The sequence below is a fragment of the Pseudomonas sp. UFMG81 genome, assembly GCF_015354575.1.
Lineage (GTDB): Bacteria > Pseudomonadota > Gammaproteobacteria > Pseudomonadales > Pseudomonadaceae > Aquipseudomonas.
In genome coordinates, this window is record NZ_JACAFQ010000002.1 from 184,184 (window position 1) to 199,169 (window position 14,986).

A 14,986-nucleotide genomic window follows, 5' to 3' on the forward strand; every position below is an offset into this window, starting at 1 on the left:
GCACGGGCCCCTCTGTAAGGTCCCGCATCGTGACTCATCCGGTTCTCGTCAGCATCGCCATCCCCGCCTTCAACGCCACCTTCCTGCGCCGTGCCTTGCAAAGCGCCCTGGGGCAGGACTATCCGTACCTGGAGGTCGTCATCGGGGATGACAGCAGCGATGACCAGATCAAGACGATCTGCGAGGAGCTGGCTGCGCTGTCGGTCATACCCGTGCGCTATGAGCGCAACTCGACGCCGCTTGGCTTTGCTCGCAACCTGCTGGCATGTCTGGAGCGCTGCGAGGGCGAGCTGGTCAAATTCCTGTGCGACGATGACTTGCTGATGGCGAGTTGCATCAGTGCTCAGGCACAGGTTTTCGCCCATTGCCCTCAGGTCAGCATCGTGTCTGGCCAGCACTTTCTGTGCGATGCCGAAGACACGCTGCTGCCGTCGCGTCTGCTCAACTGCCGGATATCCCCGGTCAGTGCGGTGCTCAAGGGGGGGGACCTGCTGGAGCTGATCGCCAGCGCCGCGCCCAACCTGGTCGGTGGCATCAGCCATGCGCTGATGCGCACTGAGCAGGTCCGGGAATTTCTGCCGGCGTTGGTTCAGGATGGTCAGGGGTTCGTCGCACGCCTGGATATGGCGTTGTACACCTGCTTGCTGCGCAGGGGCGACCTGGCCTATCTACAGGATGTGCTGAGCCTCGAGCGCCTGCACCATGGGCGCCTCAGCCATCGTGCTGCGATGACGCTGGCGAGTGAACGTGAGACCGAATGGTTGCTGCAGATGCTCGAGTCGCGTCTGGTGGATCCCGCGCCCGCCACGGGTTGGGTACGCTACCGTCCGTTGGGCGACGATCGCGTGCAGAGCAGTGAACCCTGGCAGGAGCTCGACCTGCAGCGCTTGTATTTTGGCCAGGTCGCCAACTTCCAGCAGCAGATCGGTAGCGACAGCCTGAGTTTCGACGAGCTCTACGATGAGTGGCTGGAGTGCCGCAGACTTTCTGTCGGGCAATTGCAGCTGCTGCCAAAGCGTATCGAACAGTGGTCCACCAGGCCACGGATCGTGCCGGTGATCATCGCGCCGCAGGCCGAGGAAGGCGTTCTCGCGTCGACCCTGGAGAGCCTGGCCTGCCAGTCCTATCCGGCCCATGAAGTCTGGGTGTTGACCGACGATGATGTGCAGTTGCCGACGAGCGTTGGGACGCATGTCAGGCGTTTCGAACTGCAAGGGGCGGTGGCGACGCAGCTCAACCAGCGCTTGAATGAGGAGCCGCAGGCCGACTGGATCATCCTGATGCAGCCCGGTGATCGCCTGCATCCGCATGCCTTGGTCATTATGGCCGAGCGCATGGTGTTGCGCCCCGACTGTGCCTGCGTGTATGCCGATGAAGGGGCCCACGATGGTTTGCGCGCGTCCAGCCCGGTGTTCAAGCCGGACTTCAATCTCGACCTGATGCGCAGCATGCCTTATGTCGGGCGGGTGCTGGCATTCGATAGTGCGATGGTTCGCGATATCGGTGGTTTCGACGCCGCCTTCCAGGACCTCGCCCCCCATGACGTGATCTGGCGAATGGTCGAGAGCCGCGGCCTGCACGTGGTCGAGCATATCGCCGAACTGCTGGTGCAAAGCCGGACGACCTACGAGGGCTGGCTGGTCAATGTGGCAAGCCAGGGCGTCGCGGACAAGGTGGTGCACGCGCACCTGCGTCGCCTGAACGTGCAAGGGCGAGTCGAAACCCTCGGTGGTGGGCTGTTCACGCGGGTTTTCTATGCCCACGACGCAACAGCCCCGGTGTCGATCCTGGTCCGTGCGGGGCGTGATGTGCAGGCGTTGGTACGCTGCGTGGAGTCGATTTTCGAACACACGGCCTACGCCAACCATGAAGTGCTGATCGTCACCGATGGTCACGAGCCCCAGCCGTTGGTTGACTGGTTGCAGGCGATGCGCGGGTTGGGTAGCGAGCAGTTGCGGGTTGTCAGTGGCAACGGGTTGACACCGGCGGCGGCCTTGAATCAGGCCAGCAGCCTGGCGCGCGGTGACTACCTGCTATTGCTCGATGCCCAGTGCATGGTATTCGAACGTGGATGGTTGGACGAGCTGATGAGCCATGCCCGTCGCCCGGAAGTCGGCGTGGTGGGGCCCAAGTTGTGCGATGCCGACGGCAAGGTGGCCGGAGCCGGGTTGGTGCTCGGCCTGCATGGCCCGGCCGGGACGCCGTTCCTGGGCTACTCGGCCAGTTCGGCCAGCTACATGAGCCGTGCCGACCTGGTGCAGAACTGGAGCGCCGTCAGCCAGGATTGCCTGCTGGTGCGTCGCGAGATCTTTGTCGCGCTCGGGGGGTTGGACTGTGAGCGCCTTCAACAAGGGCTTCTCGATGCCGACTTGTGCCTGCGGGTGCGGGAGCTGGGCTACCTTGTGGTCTGGACGCCCCACGCCCTGGTGGCGAAGCTGGGCACGGCGGCCGTCAACACGCTGGAGTGTGACAAGGAGGCGTTCTATGAGCGTTGGTTGCCCCAGGTGGCCAATGACCCGGCCTACAACCGTAATCTGAGCTTGACCCGCGCCAGCTTCAACCTGGAGCCAGGACATCGCAGTGGTTGGGACCCGTTCATCGGCCGTGTCCTCCCTTCGGTGCTGGCGTTGCCGATCAACACCACAGCGGTGGGCCATTACCGGGTAGCCCAGCCGTTCAGTGAGCTCGAGCGCGCCGGCTGGATCCAGGGGCGGTTGAACTACAGCACCCCGGGCATGCTCGAGCTGGAACGGGAAAAGCCGGATGTTGTCATCCTGCAGTGTCGTTACACCAGCGCTGCCATCAACGAGATCGAGCGCATCAAGCGCTACTCCAATGCCCGGCGAATTTACGAGATCGACGACTACATCCTCGATGTGCCGAAGAAGAATGCCCACGGGCGCAACATGCCGAGCAACATGCGCGAGATGGTCACCCGCGGCATTGGCTTGTGCGATCGACTGGTGGTGTCCACCGAGCCGTTGGCTGATGCGTTGCGGGGCATGATCGACGATATCCGCGTGGTGCCGAACATGTTGGCGGCGCCGCTGTGGGGGGATCTGGCCAGCCAGCGCCAGACCTCGGCCAGGCCGCGGGTGGGCTGGGCGGGAGGCACCAGTCACGGGGGGGACCTGGAGCTTTTGATCGACGTCGTGAAAACCCTTGCCGATGAGGTCGACTGGGTATTCTTCGGCATGTGCCCAGAGATCCTGCGGCCGTACATCAAAGAGTTCCACAAAGGCGTGCCAATGGGGTTGTATCCGCGCAAGCTGGCCAGCCTCAACCTTGACCTGGCGCTGGCACCTTTGGAGCAGAACCTGTTCAACGACTGCAAGAGCAACCTGCGCTTGCTCGAATACGGGGCCTGCGGTTTCCCGGTGGTGTGCACCGATACCAAGGCCTATCAGGGCTACCTGCCGTGCACACGCGTGCTTACGAACCGGAGCGAGGAATGGCTGGCGGCGATCCGCATGCATCTGAACGACCCGGCCGCCAGCTACCGCGAAGGTGATGCACTGCGTGAGGCGGTGTTGCGCGACTACGTGCTGACGCAACGAAACCTGCAGCACTGGGCCAATGGTTGGCTTGCCGATTGAGGCTAGCACCAGGCCTGTTATGAAAGACAACATCAAACGTTGGATGTGCCATGACTGAGCAAACTATCGAAAGTACATCGTTGCGGCACGCGATTGGCGTGGTGCTGTTGACGGGCCCACGGTCGGACCGAAGCCTGCGCGCTGGCGCCTATTACGATCGCCATGGTTGTCGTTGGCAGACTGTCGATGTGACGTCCAACGACGATCGGCAGGCGGCGATACGCCAGGCTGTGGACAAACTGGGCACACCCTACGTGGTGCTTGCCGACGAGCATGATTTCCTGCTCCCCGATGCACTGGATCTGGCGCTGCAGTATTTGCAGGCCCATCCCCACGAGATCATGGCTCAGGGGCATTTGCTGGCTTATCAGCCAGGCAGAAGCGAAGTTGCCTATTTCAAGGTCGGCGAGGCCGCCGATGGCGAAGACGGCAGTGGTGCCTTGGCCCGCCTGCGGCGTCATGCGCAGGCGAGCTTGCAGGCCTGGCGCGCAGTGGTGCGGGCCGAGGCGTTCACCCATGCGCTGAATACCGCACCAGGTGGCAATGGCGTTGAACACTGGCTACTGGGGTTGTCCTGGGCGCTGCTTTTGCAGGGGCCTTGCAAAGTGTTGGGCATTGCCAGCAGCGTGGTCGAGCAGCGTTGCACCCAATCTGGCGGGGCGGCTCATGAGCAGGTCCTGGCCCAGATCATCCGTGAGCTGCGTCAGGCCGACTCCGAGCATCAGGGTATCTGCGCTGGCGAAGAGGGTTACGCCGTACTACGCCTTTTCGTGCGCAACACCCATGATGCAGGGCAGGGACCTTTGCTGTTCACCTCCCAATGGACCAGTGTGATCGATGATCCGCAGCGCCGGTTCGAGCCACGGCAGTACGTTGAACTGCCTTACTACAGCGCCTCTTTGCACAAGCAATTGTCGGCTCTGGAGTTTCTCTTGCATGCCTGGCCGGTTGGTCAGGCGCACACCAAGGCGCTCGAAGGCGTCTGGGTTCAGCAGCGTGAGTTGCTCCAGGAGCATGCAGGCGATACGCCACAGAGCCTGCAAGAGCGGTACTGGCAGGCGCTGTCGCTGAACCTGTTCGACCGGCACGTGTGCAGCCGTCTGCGCGACAGCCTGGGTGGCAAGCGCGACGAAGAGCAGATCAAGGAACTCGATACCTGGGTCAAGCGTCTGGGCGCCGTATCGAACCTGGATCTTGCCAGGGCCCTGGACGAAACGCCTTCCGGGCAGGTGCTGCGGACAATCGCGGGCGCGGCGCCGAGCGCTGCCGAGACCCGTCGCATCCAGGCGCACCTTGCCCGGCGCAAGGCTCCGGAGCTGGCGTTCGTCGTGCTCGACGCACAGGACGACGACGCCGCGTTGCAGCGCACCTTCGACAGCATCGTCGCAAGTGGCATGCGCGGGATCCGCATTGTGGTACTCAAGGCGGGTACGCTCCCGGCCATCACTGCTGCGAAAGACACGTTGCACTTCATCAAGGTGACCAGCGCCAATCTGGTGGCGCACCTCAACCAGCTCCTGCGTCAAATGCCCAGTGAATGGCTGATGCTGCTGCGGGCAGGTGATCAGGTTACTGCCGGTGGCGTGCTGCGCGCCCAGGTGGAACTCGCCGAACAGCCACCTTGTCTGGCCATTTGCGGCAATGAAGTGCAACGCAGTGCGGATCAGCGCCTGCTCAGCATCATCAGGCCGGGTGCCGACATCGACCTGCTCCGCTCGCGTTCAGGGTTGATGGCGGGGCATTGGCTGATCAAGCGCGATGCCTTGGTTGAGATGGGCGGCTATCGCGAAGCCGCAGGGCGCGCGCTGGAACTCGACGTGTTGCTGCGCATGATCGAACAGCACGGCGTTGGCTGCCTGGGTCATGTCGACGAGTACCTGGTAATTGGTGATCAGCCTGAGCCGGCCCAGGCCGATGATGAGACTCAGGTCGTCAACCGCCACCTGGTCCAGTTGGGCTACAACCCGCAACTCGCCGCGCAGGGCGACGGTTGCGTGCAGATCGACTATCGCCATGGGGCGACACCTCTGGTCAGTATCCTGATTGCCGACGAGGGCGATCATGAGCGGTTACGGGCGTGCCTGACCAGCGTATTGCAGCGGACCCGTTACCCCCGTTACGAGGTTCTGGTTGCCTGCGAGCGAAGCAGTGAAGACCTGGCAAGCCTGGTGCAAGGCTGTGGTGCCCGTGTGCGGTTGCTCGAGACACACCAGGCCGCCAGCACCGGTGAGCTGTTGAACCTTGCTGCGGCCAACGCGCAGGGCGAACAACTGGTACTGCTTTCGGCTCATTGCCAGGTTGTCGCTCCGGCATGGCTGGAAGCCCTGCTCAACCAGGCGCAGCGACCTGAAGTCGGTGTGGTGGGCAGCTTGCTGGTGAATACCGAGGCGATGATCGTTCACGCCGGTTATCAGTTGCTGGCCGAGGGGCATGTTTATTCCCCGTGGCAGGGGAAACCGGTGGATGTGGATGCCGTGTCGCCCTGGATCGCTTCGGTGCGCAGTTGTCAGGCGGTATCGGGCAGCTGCCTGATGGTTCGACGAGAGCTTTTCGAGCACTGTTCGGGTCTGCAGGCAGGCGAAGGGCAGGACATCGACTTGTGTTTGCGTGCTGCGCAAGCTGGCATGCTCGTGCTGTGGACGCCTCATGCGCGGATGCTGGATCTGTCGGGAATTACCGCCGCACCTCAACTACCGGTCTTGTGCGGTTCGTGGCCCGAGGCATTCGTTAGCCGTGCGCCCCTTGATGCTGGGGCCGTTGCTCAACGGATGTCGCGAAGCTGGCTGCAGGCCATTGCCTGAGGTGTGAGGTGCCCCTGGTGCGCAGTTCGAGGCGTGCCAGGGGCAAGCGCTAAAGGCCATGTGCGCCCCGCGCGGGCACGGCGCTGACGACGGAGCGCCTGGCGGCGCCCCATCGACAGTTATCAGTCTGGCAACCAGGCTGCTTGCCAGTTTCGCAGGTGCGTCTCGTCCAGCAGCCCGTGTGCTTCAGCTTGCTGGGTGCGTTCAGCTGTGCCACGCAGTTGTCGTTCCAGTGCCGCTATCCAGTCATTGAGATCGTTATGCACGCGGATAACGTCATGCTCGCCCTGGAACGAGGCAACATCGCTACAGATCACCGAATGGCCGCAAGCGGCAAACTGCAGCAGTGCCAAGGCGTCGTCCAGCTGCTCGGCTGGATCGTCCGCGCGCAGCGCCAGGGTCGTCCCCAGATTCAGACTGGCAAGCATCCTGGGTGTGTACTGGACGCTGGCCGGATGAATCTCGCGGGCACAGCTATGCAGGTGCTGTGGTACATCGCCCCACAATATCCAGTCCACCTGGTCGGCGAAGTGGCGCACCAGCCTTTCGGCCAGTTGCGACGCTTTTGCCCAGCGAGCTGAGAAACCACAACCCACGCGTAGCTTCCCTTCCGGTTTCGAAGGCTGTGGCAGGTTGCCCCAGCGCGAGTCCAGGCGAGTGCCAATCACGCGAACGTCGGCATGCAGGGGCGCCAAGGCGTCCGCCATGGCCTGGGTCGGCACGACGATACGATCAACCAGTTGCATGGCCTGCATCAGGATCTCGCGCTCCAAGCGCGCCGTGTCGGCCTGTGGGCCCAGGCAGGCGAGGGGGCCGCTAACCTCCAATACCTTGAATGCCTGCGACAGTTCCACCCCAGGCCTGATCAGTTTCAGGCGGCGCAGATCGGACTGGTGCTGGATGACGATAACGTCCGGGCGTAGGCGTTCTACCTCGACGGGGCTGAGTGCGCGCGTGCTCAGGCAACCGTCAATCAGGCCGGCCTCGCGCAGAGTGGTGAAAGCCGGTTTCAGGCGCTCCGCGGCGCTCTGCTCATCGAGCGCTGGATACGCCAGAACCACGGGCAACGGGCGCCAGCACAGCGGTTTCCAGGTCAGATCGTGCAGGGCCTCGAACTCGTAACCGGTACCGCGCAGAGCGAGGTTCTTGTTGTGTGCCGGATCATTGGCCAAGGTCGCCAGCCACTTCATCTGCAACTGACGTTGCTCATGTTCAAAGCGCTGGCGCAAGGTCGCATCCTTGCGGGCATGGGCCCAGGTTGCGCCTCCTTCGTGAAGCAGCAGGGCATGAGGGGTCCAGACGTTCAGGTAGCCCAGCGCGGCGACTTTCAGGCACAGGTCCAGGTCGTTGCCGGTCAGCTGGAAATGCTCTTCGTCCATGCCGCCTGCCGCCGCGTAGACATCCTTGCGGATCATCAGGCAACTTGCGCTGACGGCGCTGATGTTCTGGTCGACCAGCAAGCGTTGAAGGTAACCGCCGTCATTGGCCGCCTGATCGAGTGATGGGCTGCCGGCGGGGCCGTTCAGGCCGCCGATCAGGCCCGCATGCTGAATGCGCCCAGCGGGGGTGACCAGTTTTGCACCGACAATGCCGACCTCGGGGCGTTGGGCGTGGTTGAGCATTTCATCCAGCCAGTCATCGCTCAGGGCTGCCACGTCATTGTTCAGCAGCACCAGGTACTCACCACGCGCATGGCTGGCGGCAATGTTGTTCAGGGCGCTGAAATTGAAGGGTCCGGGGCAACTCAGAATGCTCAGCTTGCTGCCGGCGATGCTCGCCATCAGCTGCAGCCATTCCTGGGTTTCCGGCAGTTGACTGTCGTTGTCGACCAGGATGATCTCGAAATGCGGGTAACGTGTCTTTTCCAGCAGGCTTTCGACACAACGGCTGAGCAGTGCCAGCTGGTCGCGCGTCGGTATCAGGATCGAGACCAGCGGCTGGTGCGGGTGCTGGTACTTGATGTGATAGTGGCGAGGCGGATTTTCCACGATCTGGGCGTTGGGATAGCCACGGTTGGCCAGGTGACGCAGGATCGCATTGCGCTCGTCGGGGGTTTGCACCATGGCGGGCGAGTCGCTGACGACAAAAGGCTCGTCCAGGTGCGCGATACCGTCGAGTCCCTCGGCATCGATCAGCCGTAGCACCAGGTCCAGCGCCAGCGCATCGGGGAGCGCGGCGTCGTAACCGCCCACCTGCAGCGCCAGCGGGCGGCGGATCAGCCAGTGCGATGCCATGACCAGCGGCAGGCTCAGCAGGTAATCCAGGTTGACGCCGGGGCGCAGCACTGTGGCAGGACCTTCGCTCGAGCGGAACATGCCGTCGCAATAGATCATTCTGCAATTCGCTGCGCCGGCCAGCTCAAGGTCGAGCATCAAGGCGCCCGACGGCAGGATCTCGTCGCCGGCATCGAGCAGCATCAACCAATCGCTGTCATCACTTTGCAGGACTTCATTGAGTTCGATGGCTCCGGGGTGGCCGACACTCTGCCAGCGTGTGTGCTCGTCGAGCCGGTGGGGCTCTGCAGCGCTCAGTACAACCGTACGCAGGTTGATGGCAGAGCTTGTCCGCCACCAGGCAATGCTGTCCAGTGTGTCGTTGAGCGCCTGGGCATCACCCAGCCTGTCGCGCACCAGCAAGGTCAGGGTAGTCAGGCCACGCAGTGACTGGCGACGCGCATCAACCAGCAACTGCTGGGCGGGGGTCGTTTGTCGGTGGCGCAGCCAGTCCTTGAGAGAGGGCACCTGATGTTCGGCGACATGCTGGATCGCCGCACGCTGGGTGATGTCGAGGAAACTCTGCAGTTGCGGCCAGAACGCCTTCTCGATATCCAGCCAGCGCATGCGCGCCTGCATGACTGTCGCACGTGCACGCTCCAGCCCGCCGGGTTCGTCGTAGAGTGCCGAGCCGGCATTGCCGAACTGCTCGGTGAACGGCTGGCTCTTGACGTGGCCACCAGGCATGTAGATTACAGGGCAACCGCACAGCATGGCTTCGGTGCAGGTGGCAGAGATTTCATAGCTGTAGAGCACGGACGCGGTGCGGAAGATTTCGGCCAGTTGCGCCAGGGTCTTCGGGTTGGCCATGCTGAGAATCTGCACGTCGTCCGGCATCAGGGAGTGGTCGACCAGCGACCGGTCGATGCGGTTCAGGTACAGGTAGTGGCCGCTGCGTTCGACCGGCTCCACGGGTGGAGAGAACAGTTCGGAGTCTATGATCGGCAGCAGCAGCAGGTCATCGCTGTTGGCGTCGCCACGGAAGTCCTGGGTGTAATAGAAATAAAGGTCGCTGTCCTGGGCATCGATCGCCCGTCCGGTCAGAAAGCCTTCGCGGTTGAGGATGTAGCGTGCCACGACTGACGCACCTAAAGGGTTGCCGTCCAGCACTTCGGGGTACACGGCAATGGGCGCCAGGCCGATTGCCTTGTGGCGTTGGCGGATCTCTTCGGTGAGGATCGGTGTGCGCAGGTTCGGGTTGGTCGCGCACTGGGTGACGTAGGCTTCGTACCCTGCCAGGTTGAGCGCATGGCAGAGGTAGTGCAGCACGCAGATACCGGAAGAGGTTTCGCGGTAGTCAGGAGCGAAGACATAGTAGGGATGGCGCGGCTTGCCGTGCAGGGCTGCGTTGATCATGGCGTGTCCACGGTGCTTTCGGGCTGTTCACAGATCACGTAGACACTGGCGCACAGGTCTGGGTAAACCATGCCCAGGGCTTGGCAGGCGTCCATGAAACGGTCGTCGATCAGTTGGGTCTCAAGGGCCTTGTCCAATTGGAAGTTGGCCAGCGGCTTGAAGAACACGCCGCCACGTTGGGCGATGTGCCAGCCTGCGTTGCGCGCTTCCTGTTCCAGGGTGTCGAGGCTATAGGTGACGCGATGGCCATGCAGGCGCTCGCCTTCTGTCACGGCACTGTTGTGCTCGATAAGACCCATCTTCACCGCAATCTGTCGCGACGGTGCATTGGCGTTGGGTACGGCGATGAACAGGCGGCCACCGGGGGCCAGCCAGTTACGCACCCGCTCGAGCACTTGGCACCGATCGTCGAGGTGTTCGAGGGTGTGGATGAGGAAGATGTTCTTGTAGCGTGGTTCGACCTGCGCCTGTTCAAAGGTGCTGCAGATGAACGTGATCGGCGCGTCAACCTTGTTGCGAGTCACCTCGATCAGGTCGCTGGCCGCCTCCACCACCGTCAGGTCGTCGAATCGCTCAGCGAACAGCGTGGTGAACGCACCCTCGAAGCAACCCATCTCCAATGCCGGGCCTTCGAGCAGCCACGGCGAGAAGGTCTGCAGCATGTAACGCCGCAGGCGCGCATCGAAGTCATAGAAGTAGCTACGGTGGGCGTTGTCCTGGAATTCCTGGTTGTAGTCGCGTGTGGTCATGGGGCTCATCCCTGGTTCTTGCGGTAGAAGCGCTGATCTTCAGGCTGATACCACTCATGAAGGGTCGAAGGGGTCCGGGCGTGCCAGCCGAGCAGTTGTTGCACGGCGGCAGGCTGGGCCAGGCAGAATGCCTCGCCCAGCGCCCGGCAGTAATCGAATTGCGGCTTGAAGTAGCTGCGGGTGAAGGTCAGTGTCAGGCAGCGGCGTGGGTCGGGCGTCCGGTTGATGCCGGCCGCGTGCCATATGCGCGAGTCGAACAGGTAGACAGAGCCTGCGCTGCCTAGCGCCTTGCGAGCGTCGACCTCGAATTGTGTGTCATCGGGTTTCTGCGGTTCGGTGTGCGAGCCTGGCAAAAACAGGGTCGCACCATTGTCGACGGTGAAATCGTCAAGCAGCACCAGCGCCTGGGCCATCTGCATGTTCTCGGCGGACCAGGAGCGCACGTCTCGGTGCACATTGCGCACGTAGGCGTCGGTGCTGTTGAGGTTGTTCAGGCCGCCGAAGGAATTGAGGATGGGCACACCGCCGAGCATGTGCCCGAGGGTGTCGGCCAGCCCCCACTCGGCGAGACTTGCCAGCAACTCGACGAAGCGGCTGCCGGGGGTCAGGATGTGGTGGGCCGTTTGCTCGGTGCGTTGGGTGATGCCGTTTTCCAGCTGGACCTGGCGGCAACGGTCGATGGCGGTGGCCAGGTCGTCGCGCAGTTGGTCGAGCAGCGGTTGCCTGATCAGGTCTGGCACGCAGGCGTAACCGTTACGCTCAAGCTCTTCGCGCAGGGCGTTCATTGGCCTCGCTCCTGCTGGTCGAGCCAGCGCCGGTAGTCGTCCACGGTGACGCCGAGCATGATCCGGTCCCAGCGGCGCCCCTTGCGGTAGTACCACTGGCGCTGGACGCCTTCGATGGTCCACGGCACCTTGCGGGTGTAGGTCGCCAGGGAGGCTTCGTTGTATTCGATGATGGTCGTCCACAGCCGGTGCAGGCCGAGTTCATCAAACGCATAGCGCATGACCGTGGCGATGACCTCGGTGCCGTAACCTTGGCCTCGCAGCGCTGTGTCGCCGATCATCATGCCGTGCTCGGCAGTTCCATCCTTCCAGTCGATACCCACCAGGTTGGCAGTGCCGATCAGGCCGTGCTGGGGCACTTCGATACCGAAGCGCTGGTTTGAGCGGTCGTTCTTGAGCCCCAGCAGCCAGTCCCTCTGCGCCTCGCGCGAGACTGGGAAGTGCCAGCCGCCGAGCAGGCTCCACAAGGCTTCATCGTTGGACCAGCGGTGCAGCGCGGGCAGGTCGTCGAGTTCCAGTGCTCTGAGCACGATGCGTTGACCGTTGATGCTCATGGTGTCCTCAGGTAAGAAGTAACGGCGTCGGCCAGTCGCTGCATGTCTTGGGCACCATAGCGCTGGTCCATGGGCAGGGGCAGCAGGCATTCGGCCAGATGGCGCTCCAGGGGAGGCGTTGCCGGATTGTCGATCAGTTCACGCCAGTAGCAGGGGACGTAGATGGCATGTTCCAGCAGGTGCTTGCGCAATCCGGATGCGCTGGAGGCCGAGTCGAGCAGCAAGGGGTAGCTGAGTGCCGGAACAATGGCACTTGGCCAGGCGTGAAAGGCGTTGAGTTCGTCCAGGCATTGGCGAAGCAAGGTCAGGTTCTCGCAACGTCTGCGGGCTACTTGCGCGTAATCGATACTGTCTAGTAGGCGCGCGGTGCTGGCGGACATCGCCGTGACGCCTTGCAACCCCAGCGCGGCCTCGTTGGCCTGGTAGTCGGCGTAGTGCTGTTCGGCCGGTTGCTCCAGGCGGCCGAGCAGCGCCGCGAAGCGCGGCAGCGAACTGCCTGGCAGGGCTTCCAGCCCCGGAGGGCCATTGACCAGCCAGCCACCATCTGCGACGCCGACGAATTTGCGCGGCGAGTAGAACGTGGCGATGCCGGGCAGGGCTTCGGTGAACAGCGCCTGTGAGTTGTCGACGATGAGTGTGTGCCCGTAGCGTGGGGCCAGCACTTCGCGGACATAGTCACTCCGAAGCCCGAAGTAGTCGACGTAAAGCAAGACGTCGTCGTCGGCCAGTTCAGGAGGGGTAGCCACCGCCAGCCCGGCAGTCAGTTCATACCGGCACAGCTCGACCGGCAGGCCCTGAAGCGCTTGTTCGACAACGCCGCAAATGTAGTAGGGCAGGTGAACGCGACGAGGTGCACGCGCCAGGACCCATGCCCGAAAAGCCGAACGCGCACTATTGAAGGCCGTAGCCTGGGGGTAGGGTGTCTGGCCTTTGCGCAACTCCAGCTCGAAGTATCCGCCAATGGCTTTAGGCATGCTGGATGTCCCCCTGCCTTGCCCAGGCGCCGACGACTTCAGGTTCGTTGAACATCAGGGCGTCGAGGATAGACAGGCCGGCAACGAACGGATGGGCGCCGCCACCCTGGGCATAGGGGGGCAGGTTGGCACCGAGCAGTTCGAGGTGTATGCCGGCTTGCCGGAATGCCTGTGGGTGATACAGGTGGCCACCCCCGACTGGGTTGAGGTAATGAGTGCCGCGGCAAGCCTGAACGATCTCGATGACCCGCTCCTGCCCCTGGAGTCCGGCGCCTGGCTCCAGCTGGCTGGCGCGCGTAATCGGAGTATCGATCGCCAGGCGGGCGCAGCATGCCCGCAGCAGGCGCTCGTTGAGCGTGGCGATACTGTCGGCCGGTGGTGTGAGCAGGTCTTCCAGCCAGGCCATCATCTCGGTGCGCAAAGGCGCCTTGCGGTAGGCGAACTCGAGCTTGTTGAGCAGGTCGCCCAACGCGAACTGTTCGGCGATTCGCCGGTGCGTGATCTGCTGGGTGTGACTGTCCTTGGCCAGGGAGATGCGAAACCACTTGGCTTCACCGTCCAGCAGATAGCGGTTGCGCTCGATCCAACCGTTCTTGATGAACTGAACGTTGTCATAGAGGACAAAATGGTCGGACGCGGCGATCAGCTGGAAATACCCCAGGTACGGCAGGAAATACGGCTGCATGAGGGCAATGCGCTGGCGTTCGATGGTGGGGGCGAGGTTCATGCCCGGCGCGCGCCCAGCAGGATGTCGATGATCTGTTCCTGGGTTCCTGGCTCGAGGTCCGGATAGATGGGCAGGCAAAGTACCTGTCGCGAGATTTCCAGGGCGTTGGGCAAGCGTTCGAGGTTGGAACTTGCCAGGCCGCGGTACATGGGGAACTCACAGATCAGTGGGTAGAAGTAGCGGCGGACCAGGATGTTCTGGTCACGATACAGCTGATAGACCATGTCGCGAGATGCGCCGAAGCGCTTTTCGTCGATAAGGATCGGGCAATAGGCATAGTTCCAGTCCAGTCCCTGCGGCTGTTGCAGCAGGGTGATGCCGTCGAGGCCTTTGAGCGCTTCGCGGTAGCGCTCGAAAACCCGTCGGCGACGCTGCAGCGCATCATCGATATGGCGCAGCTGCAGCACGCCGAAGGCCGCCTGGATCTCGTTCATCTTGCCGTTGATGCCGGTGGCCATGATCACGGTTTCATCGACGTAGCCGAAATTTTTCAGGAAGTCGATGCGGCGCTTGAGCTTTTCGTCCTTGCAGATGATGGCGCCGCCCTCGAAGGTGTTGAACACCTTGGTGGCGTGGAAGCTGAGGATCGACAAGTCCCCGTTGTTGAGAATGCTCTTCCCGTCCTGGCGAACACCGAAAGCATGCGCCGCGTCATAGATGACTTTCAGACCGTACGTATCGGCGATCTCCTGGATGGCATCGACATCGCAAGGGATGCCGTAGCAATGCACGGGGAGAATCGCGGTAGTCTCCGGCGTGATCGCTTCGATGATGCGTTGCGGATCCAGGTTGTTGGTGCGCGGGTCGATGTCGACGAAGACCGGTTTGAGGTTGTTCCACAGCAGCGAATGGCCGGTCGCCACAAAGGAGTAAGGGGTGGTGATGACTTCACCTGTCACGCGCAGGGCCTGCAGTGCCGTCACCAGAGCCAGGGTGCCGTTGGAGAATAGTGAAATATGCTCCACGCCCAGGTGCTCGGCCAACTCCTGCTCCAGCTGCTCATGGAAAGGCCCGGCATTGGTCAGTCGCTTGCTTTCCCAGATGCTTTCCAGGTAGGGCAGGAATTCTTCCAGCGGAGGCAGGAGCGGGCTGGTGACAGTGATGGGTTTGGCCATGAGGTGCGGCTCGTTTTGCGAGTTTTTAGAAGCAGGGCTTGTTAGACCTGACACCG

General features: G+C 62.6%; 9 protein-coding genes. 2 read left to right on the forward strand and 7 right to left on the reverse strand.

Annotation, left to right across the window (positions count from 1 at the left end):
* Window positions 1-29: 29 nt before the first annotated feature.
* Together IX761_RS02670 and IX761_RS02675 are read left to right on the forward strand one after the other, a co-directional pair.
* Window positions 30-3,596 carry a glycosyltransferase gene (locus IX761_RS02670; RefSeq protein ID WP_194788000.1) on the forward strand — a complete coding sequence of 1,189 codons (3,567 nt, stop codon included), beginning with the start codon at window positions 30-32 and terminating at the stop codon, window positions 3,594-3,596.
* A 50-nt stretch (window positions 3,597-3,646) separates the two neighbouring features.
* Window positions 3,647-6,397 carry a glycosyltransferase gene (locus IX761_RS02675; RefSeq protein WP_194788001.1) on the forward strand — a complete coding sequence of 917 codons (2,751 nt, stop codon included), beginning with the start codon at window positions 3,647-3,649 and terminating at the stop codon, window positions 6,395-6,397.
* Window positions 6,398-6,519: 122 nt separating this feature from the next.
* Here IX761_RS02675 and IX761_RS02680 read toward each other — a convergent pair whose 3' ends face one another.
* Genes IX761_RS02680 through IX761_RS02710 form a run of 7 tightly spaced genes read right to left on the reverse strand, consistent with a single transcriptional unit; the run spans window position 6,520 to window position 14,930 of the window.
* A complete protein-coding gene (locus IX761_RS02680; RefSeq protein WP_194788002.1) occupies window positions 6,520-10,026 on the reverse strand; it encodes a glycosyltransferase family 2 protein in 3,507 nt (1,168 codons plus the stop codon).
* Window positions 10,023-10,775 carry a class I SAM-dependent methyltransferase gene (locus IX761_RS02685; protein ID WP_194788003.1) on the reverse strand — a complete coding sequence of 251 codons (753 nt, stop codon included), beginning with the start codon at window positions 10,773-10,775 and terminating at the stop codon, window positions 10,023-10,025. The genes IX761_RS02680 and IX761_RS02685 overlap by 4 nt, the downstream gene beginning before the upstream one ends.
* A gap of 5 nt (window positions 10,776-10,780) precedes the next feature.
* Window positions 10,781-11,560 (reverse strand): phytanoyl-CoA dioxygenase family protein, encoded by a 780-nt coding sequence (locus IX761_RS02690; protein WP_194788004.1) that lies wholly within the window; start codon window positions 11,558-11,560, stop codon window positions 10,781-10,783.
* Window positions 11,557-12,114 (reverse strand): GNAT family N-acetyltransferase, encoded by a 558-nt coding sequence (locus IX761_RS02695; RefSeq protein ID WP_194788005.1) that lies wholly within the window; start codon window positions 12,112-12,114, stop codon window positions 11,557-11,559. The genes IX761_RS02690 and IX761_RS02695 overlap by 4 nt, the downstream gene beginning before the upstream one ends.
* Window positions 12,111-13,088, reverse strand: coding sequence for a hypothetical protein (locus tag IX761_RS02700; protein WP_194788006.1), 978 nt, complete (start codon window positions 13,086-13,088; stop codon window positions 12,111-12,113). The genes IX761_RS02695 and IX761_RS02700 overlap by 4 nt, the downstream gene beginning before the upstream one ends.
* Complete coding sequence (locus tag IX761_RS02705; protein WP_194788007.1) at window positions 13,081-13,815, reverse strand: WbqC family protein; 735 nt, start codon at window positions 13,813-13,815, stop codon at window positions 13,081-13,083. Before IX761_RS02705 ends, IX761_RS02700 begins: the two co-directional genes overlap by 8 nt.
* On the reverse strand, window positions 13,812-14,930 hold the full coding sequence (locus tag IX761_RS02710; protein ID WP_194788166.1) for a DegT/DnrJ/EryC1/StrS family aminotransferase: 1,119 nt from the start codon (window positions 14,928-14,930) through the stop codon (window positions 13,812-13,814). The genes IX761_RS02705 and IX761_RS02710 overlap by 4 nt, the downstream gene beginning before the upstream one ends.
* Between the last annotated feature and the right edge of the window lie 56 nt (window positions 14,931-14,986).